The following is a 20,606-nucleotide window of genomic DNA, read 5'->3' on the forward strand; positions in this document are numbered from 1 at the left end:
CGACGTGGAAAATGTTATGCTTATCCATTAGAAGAATGAACGTTTATTCAAGAGCAGGGGAGGCGGTGTGATGAGCACCAGGGAGAAGCAAACGTTAACGATTCTACACACCAATGACATTCATAGCCACTTTGGCTCCATGAGCACCATCGCCGCTATGATCAATGAGGAACGGGACCAAGGTGGCAACCTCCTTGTATTGGATATCGGTGATCATATGGACCGGATGGCCGTTGAAACAGAGGGAACACTGGGTACGGCTAATGTTGATGTCATTAACCTGACGGGCTACGATGCCATTACAATCGGTAACAACGAAGGACTCACGTTTACGCCAGATCAGCTCGCGCAGTCCTATGCTGGCCTTCTGTGTCCTGTGGTATGCGGCAATGTTGTGGAGCAAGATACTGGCCTTCCGCCAGTCTGGATGAAGCCTTCTCTGATTGTGGAGAAAGGTCCATTTCGCATTGGTCTGCTGGGGGCAACTGCGCCTTTCACCACGTTTTACGAACTTCTTGGGTGGGATGTTCTGGACCCTCTGGAGTCACTAAGTGCTCAAGTAGAATCGTTACGTGATGAAGTGGATGTGGTGGTTATTCTTTCACATCTGGGACTTTCCACAGATCGGAGACTGGCGGAGCAGATCACTGGAATTGATGTTATTCTCGGTGGACATACCCATCATGTTCTAGAAGAACCATTAGTCATAGGCCAGACCGTGCTGGGCGCAGCTGGGAAATTTGGACAATGGCTTGGGAAAGTGGTTCTGGAACGAACAAGCGGGGGAGAACCTCTTCAACTGGTAAGTAGCGGTTGTATGGCTGCCAAGAGTATATTACTGGATGATCAGGTCGCGCTGGCAATCGCTACGGATCGTGCGGAAGCCGAAAGGGCACTTAATCAGACGGCAGTGATAACAGACCGGGTACTGCCCATCGCGTATGACAGGGAATCGCCGCTAGCAACATTGCTTGCACAAGCTGTTCGTCATTTCACGGGGGCACAGCTATCGTTGGTGAACGCAGGTCAGCTTCTCGGAGATCTTCCACAAGGTAATATTACAAAAGGAATGTTGCATTCCCTATGTCCATCTCCTATAAATGCTTGTACAATATGCTTGAGTGGAAGTCATATTCGTGAAGCACTTGAACAGTCCTTGCTGGACGAATTTTCAGGTAAGCCTATTGTCGGCTTTGGTTTTCGTGGTCAAATTCTAGGTACGTTATGTATGGATGGAATGGAAGTTCAATACAATCCGCATGCGCCTGCCTATGAGAAGATCCAGACCATATCCATTAATGGGGAGCCTATGGACGAACAGCGTGAGTATATCGTTGGAACACTGGACATGTTTACGTTCAATGTCGGGTATCCTCCTCTGGCTCATGGAACCCGTACGCTCTATCATCTTCCCGAATTCATACGTGATCTGCTGGAAACGGAAATTAAACGACCAGGGGCTCTGGACGACAGCCTGCGAGCCCGCTGGCATCAAAGCTAAATTAAAGGACTTGCCTTCTGCTGAAGCGGCGGCTAGTGGTAATTACATCTACGGAGCGGGAGAGGATAGGCTGTGCGTTTAGTACATATAAACCTATTGCAGCCTGGCATGAAGCTGGGGAAACGAATTTATAGTGAAGAAGGCCTGGTATTACTTAGTGAGGATGTAGAGCTAACCAGTCGATTGATTGGGCGGCTCAAAGATCTCGGGGTTGGTTATGTGTATATCAAAGATGCTGCGACTGAGGATATCATCGTTCCTGATATGTTGCAGGAAGAGACCAAGAGGAAGGCATTGGTAGAGATCAAGCAGCAATTTCAGAGTATGTCAGGACTAAAAACCAAAAATCAGATTCCTCATTTCGGTAAAGCGCTTAGTGGTGTGATGAATGCCATTCTGGAAGACATCGGCAGTCAGAAGGAAGCCATGATTATGCTGATGGACATGAATTCCAGTGATTTTGACCTGTATAACCATTCTCTGAATGTATGTGTGTACACATTGGTTCTTGGTGTCGCTTCGGGTTACACACGCCAGCAATTAATGGAGATTGGTCTGGGCGCCTTGTTGCATGATATCGGCAAGACACAGATTGCACCTGAGATCCTGCACAAACCCTCCAGATTGAGTGACGAGGAATTTAAAATCATTCAGCAGCACACTACATATGGACACCGTATTCTCAAAGATGAACCAGGCATACCGCTTCTATCTGCGCATTGTGCATTGCAGCACCATGAACGAATTGATGGTAGCGGATATCCATTTGGGTTGAAAGACAAAGAAATTCACGAATATGCCAAGTGGATTGCGCTTGCTGATTCCTATGATGCCATGACGACGAATCGGGTGTACAAGCAAGCCTTATTGCCGCATCAGGCTGTCGAGGTTCTGTACACTGGTTCAGGGACCCTGTACGAACAACGGATGCTGGAGAAGTTCAGGGATTGTGTAGCCATATACCCAGTAGGTCTTTCAGTTAAGCTCAGTACGGGAGAGGTTGGGGTAGTTGCATCCATTCATTCACGTGTTCCCCAACGTCCGCTGATCCGTGTTCTAAAAGATGCGGACGGCCAGACTTTATCTTCGCCTTACGAAATTAACCTGCTGACAGCTCTGTCTGTGATGATTACAGGTGTAGAGGGTGTGGAGGATATACCATCTGCGGCCCAAAGTGAACAGGTGCAAAGCTGAACAACTAGAAAGATGATTAGCGCTCATGTCGTAATATCGGGGCCGTTTCGTGATTCGGTCCAGAGTTGCCTGAGCGTTTTTTGTCATGTAATGGACAGGGTCTACGTATGCCGGAGCATTCAAAATTGTGCTATGATAAAAGATAACTCCAAAAAGAGAAACACAAGGTATGATGTAAATAAAACTTTTTAGGTTAATAAAAGGAATAAGGTGAAGAACAATGACCATGCTAAACTCAGGATCGGTACAACCGATGCCTTTATCGCCGACCAATGATCCGTGGGATCCGATCGGCTCTCTGCGTACATATGGACGCCATGTGCTGACCAGTGTAGAAATGACTGTGACACATCTGTGCAATATGAGGTGTGAGCATTGTGCCGTGGGAGATATGCTTACGATGCGCGAAGCACCGGCTCTACCACTTCCTCTGATGCTGAAACGATTGGATGAAGTGGAGCATCTGCAGACGATTAGTCTGACGGGTGGCGAGCCAAGCTTTAGCCAGAAAACAGTGGATGAAATGATCATCCCACTGCTCAAATATGCCAAGGAACGTGGAATTCGTTCCCAGATTAATTCGAATTTGACATTGGATATCAGTCGGTATGAGCAGCTTTTACCGTATCTGGACGTTATGCATATCTCATTCAACTATCTGAATGCTGACGATTTCCATCAAGTCGGATTTGCAAATAGTGGCAGACCTGTAAAACGTGAAGTAGCGGTGAAGATGTATGAGAAAATGATTGAGAATTCCCGCAAACTGAGTGAAGCAGGCATGTTTATCTCTGCGGAGTCAATGATTAACTTCCGTACGCATGACAAGCTGGATGGTATTCATCAATTGATTCGTGAGATGGGCTGTGTTCGCCATGAAGTGCATCCGATGTATAACTCGAACTTTGCTTCGTCGCTGCCCGTGTTATCACTGGATCATATGAGAGCGGCGATTCATCGTTTGCTTGATGTGCGTGACAAGGATATGTGGATGCTCTTCGGGACATTGCCATTCTTCGCATGCAGTGCAGCTGAGCAGGATCGGGAATTGATTAACCGACTGTACAGCGAGCCAAATGTGACGGTACGTAACGATCCGGACGGACGCAACCGTGTGAACGTCAACATGTTTACAGGCAATGTGTATGTGACGGATTTTGCGGATATCCCGGCGTTTGGCAACATTCGTGATCGTAAGCTGGATGAGGTGTTCCATGAGTGGTCAGCGGAACATCCGCTCAATCAGACGGTTAACTGCCATTGTGATATCGCATCCTGTTGCGGGCCAAACCTGCTCGTAGCGGATATGTATTACAAAGGTGTGGATTTCAAATCCAGAAAGGCCATCACACGTTGATATTCCAGGTGTATTCCTGAAATAGATAGAAAAGGGGAGTTTCAACTTGGATATTCATACCGAGTTTCATCTTGGGCAGCTAGTATTTAATCTGGTCTGTGTCTTTTTGCTCGTATTTTTGAATGGCGTATTTGTTGCAGCAGAATTTTCGCTTGTGAAAGTAAGGCAGACACGCTTAACTCAATTACAGAGTGAAGGAAACCGTATGGCTGGTTACGCATTAAAGGTGAATAGTAAACTGGATTCCTATCTATCGGCGACTCAGTTCGGGATTACGCTGACATCGCTCGGACTTGGGTGGCTGGGAGAACCGGCCATTTCGGAATTGCTCGTTGAGCCACTCATGTTTAAACTTGGTGTAGGAGATGCAGGACTTATTTCGACCGTGTCGGTCATTATTGGTTTTTGTATCATTACATTTCTGCATATTGTTCTGGGTGAGCTCGCCCCTAAATCACTTGCGATTCAAAAAACAGACGGTGTGGCATTGTTCTTATCTGCACCTTTGCTGTTGTTCTACAAAATTTTCTTTCCGTTCATCTGGGTACTGAATGTATCGGCCAATGCATTGCTGCGTCTGGCAGGTATCGAACCTGCCAGTGAAGGAGAAGCTCACTCAGAAGATGAGCTTCGTATACTGATGAAGCAGAGTGCCAAAAGTGGGGTCATTGATAAGGATGAGATCAAACTGATGGATAACATCTTTGACTTCTCCGATATGCTGGCACGTGAAGTCATGCTGCCTCGTACGGATATGGATTGTTTGTATACCCACATGTCTTTGGAGGAAAATCTGGAGATTATTAATGCAACCAAACATTCCCGGTATCCTGTGGCAGTAGAAGACAAGGATGAGATTATAGGGTTTATCCATATCACAGACCTGCTGCTGGCTGACCCGGAGCAGCAACGTGATCTGGCTTCGCTTGTCCGTCCCATCTTGAACGTTCCCGAATCCATGGAGATTAGCCAGGTATTGCGGATGATGCAGAAGAAACATTCTCAGATGACCCTGGTCGTGGATGAGTATGGGGGCACAGCTGGATTGCTGACTGCGGAAGAGATTCTGGAAGAGATCGTTGGAGACTTGTATGACGAGTTTGAGGATGAGCGTCCGCATATGGAACGCACCGGCGATTCATTTTCCATTGATGGTCGATCGCTTATTGAAGAAGTTCATAAGTGGACTGGGGCCATTATTGAGGATGAGGAAGTAGATACGATTGGTGGATGGCTGTTTAAAGAGCTTGGAGGCAGTCCGGCCAAGGGGAAAATGCAGGAGCTTAATGGGTACGTTTTTGAAGTGGAAGAAGCCACTCGCTTACGAATCACCCGGGTTCGAGTGTATAAGCAATCTGTCCCACAAGACATGAATACGGAAGAAGATCAGTCAACACACTAAATTGACCTCTGAAGGAACGCCTTATGGTGGACTTTCAGAGGTTTTTTTGATGTGTCAGTTAAAAGGGGATTAACTTGCCGACCTGAAACATATGGATATAGAGACGGAAGCAATTGTTTTAAAGGTACGTTGAGTGCATATAAACATGCAGAAAGGAGAGTTATTCTGTGAAAGATCCACAGCTTCGAGCCTATGTCCCATTTGTGGGACCGTTTGATCCTTGTCCACCCGTAAAGATTCGAACGTATCTGGTTCCTCCGCAATTATTCATTCCGTTTCAACCTATGGGCTGGCCTCAGTACAGCCCGGCAGAAGCCTTAAGAATCGGAACGTTGTGGCCTGCATTATACAGCCCTTATACACCAGCGAGATCGAAAGGGAGGAAGGTGGAGTCGGATGGAGCCTGAAGTACCCAAAGCCTGTGATGCAAGGTACTACGAGCTGTTAGAGGAGCTCCAGGCACTGGACTTTGTATTAGTTGAGCTGAATCTGTATCTGGACACCCATCCGGGTGATTTTCAGAGTATTGAACAGTACAACAAATTCAGTCAGGAGCGCATGAGAGTTGCACATGAATTTCAACAATTGTATGGACCGCTGATGAACTTTGGTCATGCATTCTCCAAATATCCTTGGGAGTGGTCTCAGACACCGTGGCCATGGCAGGTGTGAAATAATCCCCTCGGGTTTCCGTGCAAATTTGTAAAGCCGGGGACTCGGGGAACATGCCAGCAATTTCGATTTTATTCAAAAAGGAGGGCTCTGCATGTGGGTGTATGAGAAAAAATTGCAGTATCCTGTTCGGGTTAGCAAATGTGATCCTCATATGGCAAAATTGCTGGCTGAACAATATGGAGGAGCGGACGGTGAGCTGGCAGCAGCTCTGCGGTACTTGAACCAGCGGTATACCATTCCGGACAAAATAATCGGGCTGCTGAACGACATAGGCACAGAGGAATTTGCTCACCTTGAGATGATTGCCACCATGATCTACAAGTTAACAAAGGACGCGTCAGTGGAGCAACTAGAGGAAGCAGGACTCGGTCCTAATTATGCTCAGCGCGATTCTGCTTTATTTTACACGAATTCCTCAGGTGTACCTTTTACTGCAGCATACATTGCTTCAAAGGGAGATCCAATCGCGGATTTGTACGAGGATATTGCAGCAGAAGAGAAAGCCCGGGCTACATATCAATGGTTAATCGATCTGACCGATGACGTGGATCTGCAGGATAGTCTGAAGTTTCTGCGGGAGCGGGAAATCGTGCATTCGTTAAGGTTCCGGGAAGCCGTGGAGATTTTGAAAGACGATCGGGACACAAAGAAAATTTTCTGAATATTTAATATCGAGGCAGAAGTCTGGCAGTCCAGTAGGGCTGCTTTTTTGTATGAAAAGATAATAAAATTAAATAAAAAATTTTTAAGATTAAATTACATATAATAATATAATTTACAAATATTGTTGTTAAACACACTGACATATTATACAATGAAATTGTAGTTAAAAACTCTATTAAGGAGATGATCATTTTGAGACTTAGTAAAGTTCTTATGTTGACTGCATGTTCCTTTATTCTGACCACTTCCATTTCAAGTGGAGGCGTGTCTGCGGCAAATGTTCAACCGATTACCAGTACAAGTGTATCAGACGTAGTATCTCCTATGCTTGAAAGTAAAACTTTTTCTGTAGTGCATTATTATCCTGTAGGTTTTGGAGTACCAAAATATCTTACGGACTATAAAACGCCAGACGGTTATGTAGGCACCTTGGTGTTGGTTAGTTATCATACGGTGGATGGAATTGTTGCTGCAAGATTCGAAGGGACCGTTTACAGATAATCAGAAATGGTAGATTAAACATAGTTCACAGGTTCTTATAACAACGCCTTTATAAAATTTTAAAAGCAGCAGTTCTCAAGATTGAATAATCTTGGAACTGCTACTTTCATTTAGAGCATCTTTTTCAGTTTAATAGATACTACAGTTGTATGCTGACGGTTTCTTCACCAGGGCTTACATAATTGACACTTACTTTATCGGATGGCACAGAGTGATATCCTCCGGTTTGTCCACTGCCCCAACTGTTATATATCAGATTGCTACCAGAATAGTAGCCTACAGTTATATCATGCCAGCGCACATTTTTAATCGATGAACCAGTGTTCATGTTCTCGGGTTTTTGACCGATGGTGGTCATTCGTTTTACTCTCATCCCTATACCGCTTTTATCCCAGCCACTTACCCCACTTCTTACAATTGTTGTTGTCAATTGTTCGCCAGTCGTTGTGATTCCTGATACTGCCAACGTACATTCATTGGGATTGGTCACATAAAATTTCATATAAATGTCTTGATTTGAACGATAGCGAGTAGTACTGGGAACCATCGCTCCATTTGCTAGCGTCGTGGGGGACCAATTATCAAAGGCTGTGCTGTATTGTAAACCTGCATCGATCCCATTTCCGTTAGATCCCCAACCTCCCAGATATACATAAGGAACATCCGTTGAAACATTTCCTTTTACGTATGGGGCACCTGGGATGGTAACATAAGTACTTAACCAGTTGTATCCATTATTTGAGAAAACTCTTCGATAAGGACCGGAACCTGCGCTTGGATTAGGTACTTCGGCAGCGGGCGAAATTTGGGTATCATCTTTAATAGCAGATGCTGAAAAATCATTCGTGGACACTCCGGGACCAACAAGTTCTTTTCCGGATGCACTTTGATAGACATTGTTCTCAACCAGATCATATACTTCTGTCGTTTCTTTGAGTTCCATCTTGTTAGAGTAAATAGCACCGTCTTCTGCGACATAGATGACATTTTCTCGATCTTCTTCGTCGAGCCGGGCCATCACGTCAGCAATCACTTCTCGCTCATTTCCTGTGATTGATGAATCGATGTTGACTTCGATCCTTTTTTTAAGCTCGTTGTTCATGGTGATCGTGTCCATATTACCATCTGCGAATACAAGATTGAATGGAGTTAATAACAAAGCTAAGGATAATAATGAAGTTAGCGATTTTCTTATCTTCAAACTCAAAACTCCCTCTCTCAAATGGAATGTGTGTAGAATAATTACCAATGAATTTTGACTACGTTTAATGCAGCAACTCAGGATAATGGTAGATATAGATCGTGCTTGAACATAAACATCTCCTTTTATGGATTTTAATTACTTCTATATGATAGTTTTTATGTAATAATATGTAAGTGACTATTTTCACAGTAAAAGGTAATAAATCTCAAATGAACGTTATAGGTAAGAAAATGGAGAAACAAAAAAACCATCTCTAGTAGTGGTACCAGAGATGGTTTTATTAAATTTTGAAGTGTATACCTAGTATTCAACCACCATGGCAACATTTTGCCACCCGGCTCCAACGGTCCAGAACAACACTTTGTCACCACGCTGAATCTGCCCGGTTGTAACCGCTCGATGCAATGCAATGAACGGACTGCTGGTTGATGTATATCCGAACTCATCTCCGATATAGACAGCAATATCATCACCGATGCCAACGTTCTCGGATACAGCGCGAATGTTGCTAATGGATAGCTGGGAGAAGCAGGCGGCTCTGATCTCGTCAGGTCCAATCTCGTTGCGTGCCAGCAAGGTACGAATGGACTCTGAAGCAGCATCCACACAGATGGAATCATCAAAAGGGATAAATTTCACATGAAAGGCACCCGCATCTACACCTGTTTTGCCCAGCTTCGCCAAGCCCTCTGCAGGAAAAAGAGAATTGCCATACACACAGGTATCCGTCTGATAGATGGAATCAATGAAACCGACAGCATGTTCATCCCGCTCTATAATTACCGCCGCTGCTGCATCACCGAAATTGGCAAAGTACACGGGATCATCGGGACTGGCGTGAGGAGCTACGTAATCCGAGCCAATGATTAAAGCCCGGCGAATCCGAGGATTGCCCAGCATCTGCCGGCTAACCTGTTCGAAAGCAGCAGTCATGCCTGCACAGTTCGCGTTACTGTCGATACAGATCGTGTGAGAAGCTCCGTTAATCAGGCGATGAATCATCAGGGAATTCGTAGGAAAGATGTATTCTGGCGTTTGGCTTGCATAAGCAATCAGATCAATATCTGCACCGGTGAGTCCGGTTTTTTCCAGTAGATTACTGGCTGCCTCGAAGGCCATGCTTAGCGAATTTTCGTCATCGTTGTCAATTTTATAACGTGTATCACGACCAAGTGCCTTTAACAATCCACGAATATCTACACCTCTTGCATCAAAATGTTCAATATAAAAATCATTGTGCACCTTGGTTGTTGGGTGATAGATATCGATATCTACAATACGAATTCCGGCCATCTTCATTCTCCTCTTGAGCGGAAGGGTGAATTCACAGCTTGTCCGCCTGGTTTATTAAGTGGTAACGGTAGATATGATTTCGAGATTGTCCAGGCCAACAGACCGACCAAGTCGGGACAATTGCATTTTTAGAATCGCGTTGTTCTCGAGGGTCAACACGATTTTTTTATATTCATCTTTTTTGAACATTTGAAGGCAGCCTTCCAAAAGAGGAACAATCTCCGGAGCAGTAACATTCAACTTTTTGCAATCGATGTTCAGGTCGAACTCCTTGGTGTTAATAGGAGCGATCGTATCCTGATAGGCCGAGATGGAACGCAAACCGTCTTCTTGAGAGAAAGAACCCTCCAGTTCAATGTTTAACACCTTGTTCGGAACGTCAGTCTTAAGAATGAAATTTCCCATGCTTGATCTCTCTCCTTTAAATGAGTTAAGGCTATCCTGCTAATGGATATACAGCTCCAATTGGACCCTGCTGAAAGCTTCTAAGATGAGAGCTGATTTGAAGGATAATTTAACCATATTATAAAGGTAGGAATGTAAAAAGATCAATAAAAAAGTCGAATCATGTATAAAAATGTAGAAAAGTGAATTACTGTATTTCGTCCAAGGTAGCAAGCAAAATATTAAATGCGCTAATAATGCGCGGGGCTCCCACACATGGTGCCAGATGTAGCAATATTCCCTTGATCTGATCCACCGTCACTCCCACACTAAGAGCCATTGTGTAGTGTACTCCCAATTGTTCATACTGCCCTTGGGTAATCAATGAAGAGATAATAGCAACTTCCTTCCATTGATCCGTAATCGTGGTGCGCTGAAAAATATCTCCGTATGCCGTCCCCATAATAAATTCAGATAACTCGGGAAAATGTTCTTTGATGGGGGCAAGGGCTTTTGCACCGTACTCCCCAGAAAGTTTAGCAAAACGGTCGAGTCCCTGAGCCACATGTTCACTCATGATATGCTCCTCCTAATTCAAAGTTACGGTGCGGTGAGCCGTGGGTGGAATTTCATCCCGATCGGTCAAAAGTTCTATAACAGTTACCCGATTCAACGTCTGGGCTGTGTTTAATGCAGATGAGAACTCAGCAAGGGTCTCTGCTCGAAACGCAACCGCACCTAGAGATTCGGCAAATTTGGCTGCATCCATAGGAACTTCATATACTGTGCCATCAATTCTGCCCGTTGTTTTTTCCATTCCTTTGAGTGCCATGTCCAGTTGTTTGTTATTAACAACAATGAAAATGACATTCAGATTGTTGCATACCGCGGTATTGATCTCTGTCCCTAGCATCATGAAACATCCATCTCCGGTGATACATACGATAGTCTCTTCAGGGGAGGCGGCCTTTGCGCCTATCGCCATACCAATCGCGTTACCCATGCATGCAAAGTATGCGTCAAACACAAAGCTGCCTGGTTATTAGGAAGAGTATCTTTTTTTGTGGTTTTTTGTCAACTTGTTTTTATGAGTCTGAATTCCTGATTCTTAAGTTGGTAACGCTCTAAGTGTTGCTGGATAAAGTAAAATTAACTGGTTATATATCCCTGCAACGAATTACCCAATCTATGTTTAGTTACAAATAATGTAAAAAGATGACTAACCATGATGAATTTCAGGTACAACCAGCGACTTGTAAGCTAGCGTTTTATTTCTTTTTCGTATCAACGCATCGCATTCGCAATTCTTTGCTTTCTGCTATACTTGAAAGGAATTTGGAGGGGATAAAATGGCAGTCATCAAGATGGCTCTGATTGGTCTGGGTAAAATGGGATTACATATGGTTCATCTAATCGAGAATACGAAGATGGATACCACGATTGAAATTGTTGCGGTATGTGATGCGAATGAGGAAGGTCTGGCGTCTTTTGCAGCTTCTCATCCCGAGGTTCGAACGTATACGGATTACAAGCAATTGATAAATGAACATCAGATTGACCTGTTGTATATTGCAGTTCCACCGAAATTTCATTATCCGGTTGTCATGGAAGCACTGGAGCGAAAAATTCATGTGTTCTGTGAGAAACCGCTTGCCAATAGTGTGGAAGAAGCCAAAGTGATGTTAGATGCAGCGGAGCTAGCAGGCGTTATTCATGCCATCCATTTCTCAATGCCGCATGAACCTTCCGTGCTGAAGTTGCAAGAGATGATCGAGCAGCGTACGGTAGGGGCGATTCGCAAAATAGATCTCATTCTGCAATTCCCGCAGTGGCCACGATCATGGCAACAGAATGCATGGATTACGAGCCGGGAACAGGGTGGATTTATTCTTGAAGTGGGGATTCACTGGATTCATATGATTCAAAAGGTGTTCGGAGCCATCCGGGTAGTGAGTACTCAGGTTCAATATCCTGAGAATGGAGAATGTGAACTTGAAGTGCAGGCTGCACTGGAACTGGAAGACGGGACTCGAATTCAGCTAAACGGCATGTCTCAATTTGCGGGAGAAGAACGAGTATCCATGGTGGTGTATGGTACGAAGGGCACGATTGCCTTGGAAAATTGGGAAGATTTGAAGACGGGCATAGTGGGCCAGCCACTTTCTCCAGTGGAAGTGCTTGAATCCGCGAGTGAATTGCCTGTACTTAAACATGTCATTGCCCGTATACAAGGACAACCAGCCAAGATATATGATTTTAACGATGGGTATCAGGCGCAGTTGGTACTTGAGGCGTTACGGAACACGGAAATAAAGTGACAAAATTTAATATTATTTGGAATAAAGTCTAATTCAAATGTTTAATTTTTCTTCGTTTGTGGTAATCAAGATATACTACAAAGGAGGTATATTATGGTAAAAGGTAAAAAACTAATAATATCTTTATGTTTATTTTTATGTGCCCCCACTCAGATTTTTGCAGATCAAGACTATCGGAGTGAAAAGGAAAAACATATTGTGCAAAGTTACGGGATTTCAACTGAATTTGCTAGTGATTTAACTGACAATGATTTGGAAAAACTTCTGGCAAAGGAACCAAGAATGAAATCTAATAAAGACGAATATTTTAAACTAGTACACCTGATAAATGAAGATAATCAAATGATGAGGTCTTTTAGCGAGGAAAATACTAATACAGTAGTCACCAAAGTGACTAGAGAAGAAGCTTTAAATGAAATAGCTAAAGAAATGCAAAATGAAATTTCAATACAGAGTGTTGGGGACAGTAAAACTACAACAACATCGTGGCTAAGACTTGAAACAAATATGACTTATTACAATACTAATGGTCAGGTTTCGGTTAGATTCCAATGGCTTAAAAATGCTTATTACAATAAAGAGGATATTTTGGCCATTGGCCTTAGTAACAATGTAGCACCTCTAAATAATACAGCTAGTTTCGTTCATAAAACCGATACTTATAATCCACTGAATATGGATTGGCGTGAGTATACAGAGAATAATGCAACATTACGTTACCATCCTGGCGGCGTCACTGCTCAGTTTAATTTGTTTTCACCTGCAATGAATTACAGGGATGAAAGAGGGTATCTTAGTTTTACTGTAAAACCTAGGGAAAGTGGTAAATGGACCTTAAACTCATTTTATGATACTTTAGGATACTATAGGCACCAAGAGAAAGTTTTCTCAATTTCGCCTAGTGTCTCTATTCCAATAGGAGGTTCTTTGTCTTTAAATCAACAAGATAAGTTTTCAGAAGTGGATAGTTTCGCTCAACTACAATATAAATAATATACTTTCAAGGGAGTGAAGCAGATGGGGGCAAAAAAATGGCCTTTCTATATCATCATCCTACTCATTCTCTCAAATTTGGCTGTAGCCTATATGCTCTGGAATTCGAACACTCAGTATGATCGACTTCAGGACAAAATGAATCAATCTTTCACAACGTATGCGGAGAATATTCAGGATCAATTGCGAAAAAATGCTGAACGGGGTTTGGAGGAGGCGATCTACCAGTATCAAGCGGCAGCTTCCAAATTAAATGCAGTAGCTACAGGAACAACTTATTACCATGAGCAGCCATTAATAAGTAATGTTTCTATGAATCTTGAACGATTTTTTAGAGATTACCCACGCTACCAACATAAGTTGACCGTGTCAGAGGTAGAAACTTTACAGGCATTGTTGGCGGAGTGGATTACGAAGCCGGCAGATACAGGCACGAATAACAAGCTTAATGATTTTCTTGTTCTGCAAAAATAAAAAATAACCAGTAGTCTCGTACAAATACACCCTTAGAGTTGAGTAACGTTCACTCTGAGGGTGTTTCTATGTACATCTGAGATAGAATGGAAAAGATGATTTCTGTAAATACAGAAATCATCTTTTCTTTCGACTTAACCTTACTAGAAGAGCTTACGCAAGCTTGAATCGCTTAACCAGCTGATCAAGTGCATCAGACATTTCATTCAACTGCTTGGACGTGTCAGACATCTCCTGCAGAGAAGCAAGTTGTTCCTCCGTCATTGCAGATACTTCTTCCGTGGCTGAAGCCGTGTCTTCCACAACGGCCGATACTTCATTAATGGACTTCATCACGTCCTCACTTCCGGAAGTTAACTCCTCGACAACCGCAGATACCTCCAGAACTTCACCACTGAGGTTGTGAATATGCTGAGTAATCGTTGAAAAGGCATTACCTGCATCCTCAATGGTTCGCAACCCTTCATTCACATGTAGAGTACTCTCATCAACGACCTGAGCCGTACTTTGAACACCTGCTACCACGGTTTCCAATATACTTGTAATCTCTTTCGCGGATGTTGCACTTTGATCTGCAAGATTACGGATTTCCGAGGCAACGACAGCGAAGCCACGTCCATTTTCCCCAGCGCGGGCTGCTTCGATTCCGGCGTTAAGTGCAAGCAGATTCGTTTGTCTCGCAATACCCGACATGGAGTCTGCAATGTTGATCACCTGATCAGACATCATCGAAATTTCATTAATGGCTTCCTGTACAGAGAGGAAGGATTGTTCAATGGAACTCATTTTGCCTACTGCATTATCAATGCGCTGTTGCCCATCCATGGCAATGGATTCGGTACGCACAGCACGTTCTGCAACGTCACTTGCCGAGGAGGCGACACGATTAAGCCCGGTGAGGGATTGCTGCATCGCGGCTACCATGGTTTGCGTAAGAGCAACCTGTTCATCAGCCCCTTCCGCGACACGTTCCATCGCAGTGGCAACCTCTTTTCCAGCAAGATGGCTATCGGCAACCCCTTTATCCAATCGATCCGAAGCTGTACTCAGAATCATGGCATTGCTCTGAACATCCAACATCATTTGCTGCAAACCAGCGAGCATTGTATTAGCTGCCTCTGCAAGTTCACGAGTTTCGTCTTTCATTGGCGTAGCGATTCTCAGTGTGAGGTCACCATTGGAAGAACCGATGTCATTCAATGCCTGCTTCACCGTACGGATGTTCTTAACAATGGCGCGTGAGAGGACCAATGCAGTGATGAACGAGATGATGGCCACAATGACAAGTGCCCCATATAGTTCCAGGTTCAGGAGTGCATTTTTTTGCTTCAGCGCTTCTGTACGGTTTTCGGTTAACGTATGTTCATTGGTTCGAAACGTATCGAGGGCAGTGCGAATCTGGTCCATGTCTCTTTTACCTGGATCATCTGCGAAGAAATCTCGAATGGCTTGCGTATTATTGGCTTGGCGAAGGGCAATCACGGGTTCTCCAGCGACTTGGACCCAGTTCTTCATATTGGTATGTATGTCTTCCAAAAGTGCTAGTTGATCCGGATTGTCCGAAATCAAAGCAGCAAGTTCGTCTCGGAGTGTAATGAGCTGCTCTTTTCCTCGGAGGTAGGGATCGAGGTAATTGTCCTGACCGGTGATGATGTAACCGCGTTGACCTGTTTCCATATCCACCATGTTTCTTTCGAGCTCATAGGTTAGCGCGTGTACTCTCATATCGTGATCGACCAGAAAATCCAGTTCCCGTTGAAGCTGACTTGTGCTGTTCTGAATCAGCAGGATGCAACCAGCCAGTACAGCAAGCACGAGTAAATATCCTAATCCAATCTTATAAAAAATCTTGAAGGTCTTACGCTTTTTCATGTTTGTTATTCCTCTCTATGGGGTATATGTAGTTGTCGAAAAAACTGGAAATGTGATGATTATGGGTCTTTAGATTAGGTGTCTAAAGAACTATTTTTTAGTATTATACGTAAAGAAAATACTTTTGTATATAGTTTGTTTAACTATAATATAAGGTTTGGTTATTTGCGTATAAGGTTTGAGGGTGACGATGTTTTACAATCGTTGGTTTACACGTGCAAACGTTATGTTTATCATGGGAAGGGAACGATTCCAATTACATATACATATCCCAATCCGAAAGGAACATTGGACATGACTAAAGAGAAGGTATTGCTCAAACCGGAAGCGATGATTTTTGACATGGATGGTACGCTATTCCAGACGGAGACCCTGTTGTTGCCGGCTTACCAGCAACTATTTGATACATTGCGTGCCGAAGGGCATTTTGAAGGAGAAACTCCACCCGAGGAACGCATGCTGGGAAGCTTGGGCATGTTGCTCGAAGATATATGGAAAGTGGTTATGCCTGATGCATCGGAAGCGGCACATCGCCGTGCAGACGAACTGCTGCTCCAACTGGAAATTGAGGGGCTTGATCAAGGAAGTTCCCAATTGTATCCGGGTGTAAAAGAAACGCTGCAAGCACTGAAACAACAAGGTGTGCGTCTTTTTGTCGCAAGTAATGGGCTAGAGGACTATGTGAAGGGTGTGGCATTTGCACACGAGATTATGCCTTTTTTTGAAGGGGTATATAGTGCTGGCCAGTACAAGACTCCCTCCAAAATTAATCTGGTGCAGATCCTGCTTGAGAAACATCGTATTCAGGACGCCTGGATGGTAGGGGATCGTTCTTCTGATGTGGAGGCTGGTAAAATGAACGGTCAGGCGGTCATCGGTTGTGCCTACGCCGGTTTCGGCCGTGATGAGGAGCTTGCGGGCTCAGATGTTCTCATCTCTGATTTTACAGAATTGTTGCGCCTGTATGATGAAGCAGAATAAGCTAATCCTCAATTGAAAATGTCAGTCATCATATGAGAGCGCCCAACCCGAGCTGAATTGCGGGTTGGGCGCTCTTGTATTTTTGCTACGGATCATCTCTTTTTGCGTGCTTTCTTCAATGCAGATGGTCTGTTGCTTGCAAGCCGGGTGGTTCTTATCGGTTTGGCTGGGCGACTGGGCTGATTGCGATACACCCACAAGGCGTACTCCAGCGGTTGAGTGATGGCTTTATAATAGATATCCCGCTCACCGATACGAGCGAATACTTCACGTGCCGGTTTGGGATTCACTTCAAGCAAGTAGATGCGTCCACTCCTGTCGATCGCCAAATCCAATGCCAACTCACAGAGGTCCCCATACGTATCTTCCAGAAATGAAGCAACTTCAATGCCAAACTTCTCTGCAGTTGTGTTAATCTCTGCTCGGAGGTCGTCATCATCGATCCATTGCTTCATGAGTCGGTTCATCGCGATTGCCTGACCGCCGCCATGCAGATTGGAGGTTACACTTTTTTCTGCACCCATGCGTCCGGCACATCCCGTAAGCTCCCATTGCCCTTCACCGTTCTTCTGAACGAGCATGCGGTAATCATGCACACGTCCATTCGGAAGCTGAAGCTGAATGCCTTTTTGTACAAGATACTTGTCTTTCATATTCCAGTGCTGGAGCAACGAGCCTAATCGTGATAAATGAACTTTACGAGGAGTGATGATACGACGTTTCTGATCCCGCCCCTGAACAAGCACTGTATTGGCCTCGCTACTGCCGCGTTCAATGCGCAGAATACCACGTCCGCCTGTTCCATTAATAGGTTTGAGGTAGACCAGAGAAGAAACTTTGAGCATCCGATTTACATCGGACATATCCTGAAATAGAGCGGTTTCCGGCAGGTGCTCTCGAAAGTTGGACTTTTGCAACAGGGTCTGGTGGATGGTCCATTTATTGCGTAGAGGTCTGTTGAGAAAGAGCAGATGGCCATACTTCTCGCGAAAAGCAAGCAGTTGCTGAAACCTGCGGTTACGCTGTATCCGGCATCGATCGAAGATCAGGTCCGGGAATGATCGCCATTCCCTGGACCAGCCTTTTCCCTCATGATAAACCATGGCTTCAATTTGTTTGCCGCCAGGGTGCACATCGGCTGGTGTGAACACATAGATATCGAGTCCCCGCTTGCGCCCTTCAAGAATCATTCTGCGATAGATGCTTCGTTCTTCAAGAGCGCGATGTTCATTTAAGTACAACGTCATAATGCCCAGAACAGGTGAGGACACAAGCAATCACCTTCTTTTTGCAGTATTCCTGTCGATCATCGTGTGGACTGACGGGCAAGATAAGCGCTGTAGTGAAATATACGTTCCAATGACCTCCGTCTGATCTGTGGTTCATCGAACTTCATGGGTTTGGCATTGGCTTCAAAGAACCAGAGTTCCCCCAGGTCATCAATGCCCAGATCCATGGACATTTCTCCGAGTGTGTAACCCGATCCCCGTTCTACCTGCCTTGCGATCATTAATGAAGTGGATTTCACACGTTTCATCAGGGTTGTTGTCAGTTCTTCCCCAAAAAGCTCGGTCAGCAGCTTCTCAGGGTCTTCTACGGTCCCGCCGCGTGGCACATGCGTTGTAATACTGCGGGAGCCAGCAAGTCTCGCACCTACACCGGTCACACTCCACTGCCCCTTGCTGTTCTTTTGTACCAGAACACGCAGATCGAAGGGGCGTTTACGAGAGGAGGCCAGTTCTATGCCTTGTTGCATGATATAAGGCGTATGTCCGGTTTCTTTGCGAATCCGTGCCCACAACTTGGCGAGTGTAGCTGCTTTATAGGTCATGCTTTTACGTGTGGTTTGTATTTTGAGTCGATAGGGGAGCCGTTCTTTTTCCTGAAATTTAAGCATCATGATCCCTTTGCCCGCTTTGCCGCTCTCAGGCTTAAGGTATAGATAGGGATAGCTCCGTAGAACGGCACCCAGAGAAGAAGCACTTCGCATCCGACGGGTATAAGGGATCAGTTGCTGAGTTGATTTGGACTTCTTAAGCCATTCGAACAGATCCCATTTGTTGAAAAAGAACGGGTTATACAGTTCGATTCCTGATTGCATGCATTCGTCAATTTTGCGCTGAACGGAAGGTTTTCCTTCGTCTTCCCGGTTGGGAATACGATTGTACAGAACATGGGGAAGGGGGAAGGGTTGTGACACCCACTTTCCGCTTCCCTTGTTGTACGTATATCCTTTCACGGTGGGACCACCCACGTTCAGATCCCGCACAGTCACAATGTACACCACGTATCCCATGCTCTCGCCTGTCTGCAGGATATCCTGAAAATTTTGATGGTTCCCCCTGAACATACGCTGATTATCATGCATGGTCAAAACAGCAATGACAGGTTTGAAATCATCATGAAGGCTCATCAAATTTCTTCCTTCTTCCGGAACTTGCTCAAATACAGGCAGTGTTCCAGAATGTGCTCCACCGATGATTTTCCCTCCACTCGGAGTGAAGGGTGACGGAAAATGGAGCGCCCGGGTTTGGCGTTCGCTTCGAACATCCATACATGTTCCTCCTGATCAATGCCCAGATCAAAGCCAATCTCACCAATCAGATGCTGGTGCTGGGTTTCAATCGCCTGGGCCAGTGTAATAGCGACGGATTTGGCATGCTGAAGAACTTCTCCCGCACGATCGCCGAAGTTGCGACTGAGCGCCTGCTCAGGAGTCATTAGGGAGCCGCCATTCTTGATGTGTGTTGTAACACTGCCACGTCCTGCCTTTTTGGCTCCAATCCCGACAACGACCCATTGATTGTTACCGTTTTTGTGCATGTGAAAACGGAAATCAATTGGACATTCATCAATCTCAATTAGACGTATTCCCTGCTGAACAACATATCCGCGAAGCTGTTTACCATGTCTTCCCTGAAGCATGCGCATCAGGCTGTTGAAGGACCCAAACCGAAGGAGTGCATTACCGCCTTTTTTGCGATAACGAGCGAAGTAACCACGTTTGGGCGAATAAGTCAGGCGATAGATCCCGTTCCCCAGACTTCCCGCGGTGGGCTTATAATAGACGAACTGATGGCGTTCCAACATTTCCTTCATCTGTTCAACGGACGGATTCGTAATGGATTCGGGAATATAACGACCTGCCACCGGTTCATTCTCCAGCAATGTATAGATATCCGACTTGTTGAAAAAGCTCCAGTTGAAGAACGGGATTTTCCGACGAACAAATCGTTCCCGTAGTTGGTTAATGGCAGGTGAAAAATCGGAACGACGGCTTGGTAACCGATTGTAGACAACATCGGGCAGAGGTACCGTTTTACGGGTAAAGCTTCCGTTTTCATTCAGAAAAAAACCGGATACCGTCTCATTCTGCCAATTGATATCCCGGGGAGTAAAGGCATAAATATAGGATTTTCGGCTGCCTTCACGGAGTAACTGTTTGATGAAACCCGTACGGGAACCGAATGGATTAGTGCTCGTCGCAGGCCCATCAGAGAGTACGCCGATCAGCGGACCTAACTGAACCTCATCATTTTGCAAATTCCGGAGATAAATACTACCCCGTTTGGGAACGTTCATCATATTACGGATACCTGAAGCGAGATACAGATGTTTACCTGCTTTTTTGATTGGTTTGATCGTTGCAGGTACCCGGTCACGCCCGAAGCGAAGGTTCACCGTTTTTTTGCCGGACAGATTGAGGCTCTTCATTAAAGCGTTGGATACATAAACCACTTTATCCGGTTGCTTGGTGAAATGCAGATTGCAAAAGGTCAAACTCATGATTTATC

21 protein-coding genes are annotated in these 20,606 nt (G+C 44.8%); 12 read left to right on the top strand and 9 right to left on the bottom strand.

What is annotated here, in order from left to right:
• Positions 1-70: 70 nt before the first annotated feature.
• From NLBNIHML_RS26875 to NLBNIHML_RS26910, 8 genes are all read left to right on the top strand, one after another.
• Positions 71-1,501, top strand: a complete 1,431-nt coding sequence (locus NLBNIHML_RS26875) for a bifunctional metallophosphatase/5'-nucleotidase (RefSeq protein WP_494353210.1) — start codon at positions 71-73, stop codon at positions 1,499-1,501.
• 72 nt (positions 1,502-1,573) lie between these two features.
• The gene (locus tag NLBNIHML_RS26880; RefSeq protein WP_339240959.1) at positions 1,574-2,695 is read left to right on the top strand and encodes an HD-GYP domain-containing protein; all 1,122 of its coding nucleotides are present in this window, start codon (positions 1,574-1,576) and stop codon (positions 2,693-2,695) included.
• Between the two features lie 220 nt (positions 2,696-2,915).
• Positions 2,916-4,052, top strand: coding sequence for a radical SAM/CxCxxxxC motif protein YfkAB (yfkAB, locus tag NLBNIHML_RS26885; RefSeq protein WP_091014610.1), 1,137 nt, complete (start codon positions 2,916-2,918; stop codon positions 4,050-4,052).
• Between the two features lie 46 nt (positions 4,053-4,098).
• A complete protein-coding gene (locus tag NLBNIHML_RS26890; RefSeq protein WP_339240960.1) occupies positions 4,099-5,454 on the top strand; it encodes a hemolysin family protein in 1,356 nt (451 codons plus the stop codon).
• Positions 5,455-5,621: 167 nt separating this feature from the next.
• Positions 5,622-5,861, top strand: coding sequence for a spore coat associated protein CotJA (locus NLBNIHML_RS26895; RefSeq protein WP_091014608.1), 240 nt, complete (start codon positions 5,622-5,624; stop codon positions 5,859-5,861).
• Entirely contained in the window at positions 5,851-6,126 is a 276-nt protein-coding gene (locus NLBNIHML_RS26900) for a spore coat protein CotJB (RefSeq protein ID WP_091014607.1), read from the top strand. The genes NLBNIHML_RS26895 and NLBNIHML_RS26900 overlap by 11 nt, the downstream gene beginning before the upstream one ends.
• 94 nt (positions 6,127-6,220) lie before the next feature.
• Positions 6,221-6,790 carry a manganese catalase family protein gene (locus NLBNIHML_RS26905; protein ID WP_091014606.1) on the top strand — a complete coding sequence of 190 codons (570 nt, stop codon included), beginning with the start codon at positions 6,221-6,223 and terminating at the stop codon, positions 6,788-6,790.
• Between the two features lie 194 nt (positions 6,791-6,984).
• Positions 6,985-7,293 carry a hypothetical protein gene (locus tag NLBNIHML_RS26910; RefSeq protein WP_339240964.1) on the top strand — a complete coding sequence of 103 codons (309 nt, stop codon included), beginning with the start codon at positions 6,985-6,987 and terminating at the stop codon, positions 7,291-7,293.
• A 139-nt stretch (positions 7,294-7,432) separates the two neighbouring features.
• On the opposite strand, the gene NLBNIHML_RS26915 is transcribed toward NLBNIHML_RS26910, so the two are convergent.
• From NLBNIHML_RS26915 to NLBNIHML_RS26935, 5 genes are all read right to left on the bottom strand, one after another.
• On the bottom strand, positions 7,433-8,494 hold the full coding sequence (locus NLBNIHML_RS26915; protein ID WP_494353211.1) for a hypothetical protein: 1,062 nt from the start codon (positions 8,492-8,494) through the stop codon (positions 7,433-7,435).
• Positions 8,495-8,797: 303 nt separating this feature from the next.
• Entirely contained in the window at positions 8,798-9,790 is a 993-nt protein-coding gene (locus tag NLBNIHML_RS26920) for a 3-oxoacyl-[acyl-carrier-protein] synthase III C-terminal domain-containing protein (RefSeq protein WP_339240968.1), read from the bottom strand.
• A gap of 54 nt (positions 9,791-9,844) precedes the next feature.
• The gene (locus NLBNIHML_RS26925) at positions 9,845-10,195 is read right to left on the bottom strand and encodes a hypothetical protein (protein ID WP_494353212.1); all 351 of its coding nucleotides are present in this window, start codon (positions 10,193-10,195) and stop codon (positions 9,845-9,847) included.
• Between the two features lie 187 nt (positions 10,196-10,382).
• Entirely contained in the window at positions 10,383-10,751 is a 369-nt protein-coding gene (locus NLBNIHML_RS26930; RefSeq protein ID WP_278295971.1) for a carboxymuconolactone decarboxylase family protein, read from the bottom strand.
• Between the two features lie 12 nt (positions 10,752-10,763).
• Positions 10,764-11,177, bottom strand: coding sequence for a thiamine pyrophosphate-dependent enzyme (locus NLBNIHML_RS26935; RefSeq protein ID WP_494354767.1), 414 nt, complete (start codon positions 11,175-11,177; stop codon positions 10,764-10,766).
• 346 nt (positions 11,178-11,523) lie between these two features.
• On the opposite strand from NLBNIHML_RS26935, the gene NLBNIHML_RS26940 reads away from it, so the two are divergent.
• The 3 genes from NLBNIHML_RS26940 (at position 11,524) to NLBNIHML_RS26950 (ending at position 13,959) form a co-directional block, all read left to right on the top strand.
• A complete protein-coding gene (locus tag NLBNIHML_RS26940) occupies positions 11,524-12,492 on the top strand; it encodes a Gfo/Idh/MocA family protein (protein WP_494353213.1) in 969 nt (322 codons plus the stop codon).
• A 93-nt stretch (positions 12,493-12,585) separates the two neighbouring features.
• Positions 12,586-13,485 (top strand): hypothetical protein, encoded by a 900-nt coding sequence (locus NLBNIHML_RS26945; protein WP_494353214.1) that lies wholly within the window; start codon positions 12,586-12,588, stop codon positions 13,483-13,485.
• A 24-nt stretch (positions 13,486-13,509) separates the two neighbouring features.
• The gene (locus NLBNIHML_RS26950) at positions 13,510-13,959 is read left to right on the top strand and encodes a hypothetical protein (RefSeq protein WP_494353215.1); all 450 of its coding nucleotides are present in this window, start codon (positions 13,510-13,512) and stop codon (positions 13,957-13,959) included.
• Between the two features lie 153 nt (positions 13,960-14,112).
• On the opposite strand, the gene NLBNIHML_RS26955 is transcribed toward NLBNIHML_RS26950, so the two are convergent.
• Positions 14,113-15,831, bottom strand: coding sequence for a methyl-accepting chemotaxis protein (locus NLBNIHML_RS26955; RefSeq protein ID WP_494353216.1), 1,719 nt, complete (start codon positions 15,829-15,831; stop codon positions 14,113-14,115).
• 294 nt (positions 15,832-16,125) lie between these two features.
• Between NLBNIHML_RS26955 and NLBNIHML_RS26960 the strand changes: the two genes are divergently transcribed.
• Positions 16,126-16,812 carry an HAD family hydrolase gene (locus tag NLBNIHML_RS26960; RefSeq protein WP_339240979.1) on the top strand — a complete coding sequence of 229 codons (687 nt, stop codon included), beginning with the start codon at positions 16,126-16,128 and terminating at the stop codon, positions 16,810-16,812.
• Positions 16,813-16,904: 92 nt separating this feature from the next.
• Here the strand turns inward: NLBNIHML_RS26960 and NLBNIHML_RS26965 are convergent, their stop codons facing one another.
• The 3 genes from NLBNIHML_RS26965 to NLBNIHML_RS26975 are packed head-to-tail and all read right to left on the bottom strand — an operon-like array spanning position 16,905 to position 20,598.
• Positions 16,905-18,083 (bottom strand): YheC/YheD family endospore coat-associated protein, encoded by a 1,179-nt coding sequence (locus NLBNIHML_RS26965; protein ID WP_339240980.1) that lies wholly within the window; start codon positions 18,081-18,083, stop codon positions 16,905-16,907.
• Between the two features lie 35 nt (positions 18,084-18,118).
• Positions 18,119-19,225, bottom strand: a complete 1,107-nt coding sequence (locus NLBNIHML_RS26970) for a YheC/YheD family endospore coat-associated protein (protein WP_339240982.1) — start codon at positions 19,223-19,225, stop codon at positions 18,119-18,121.
• Positions 19,225-20,598 (bottom strand): YheC/YheD family endospore coat-associated protein, encoded by a 1,374-nt coding sequence (locus tag NLBNIHML_RS26975; RefSeq protein ID WP_339240983.1) that lies wholly within the window; start codon positions 20,596-20,598, stop codon positions 19,225-19,227. Before NLBNIHML_RS26975 ends, NLBNIHML_RS26970 begins: the two co-directional genes overlap by 1 nt.
• Between the last annotated feature and the right edge of the window lie 8 nt (positions 20,599-20,606).

The organism is Paenibacillus sp. JNU01, assembly GCF_059130585.1.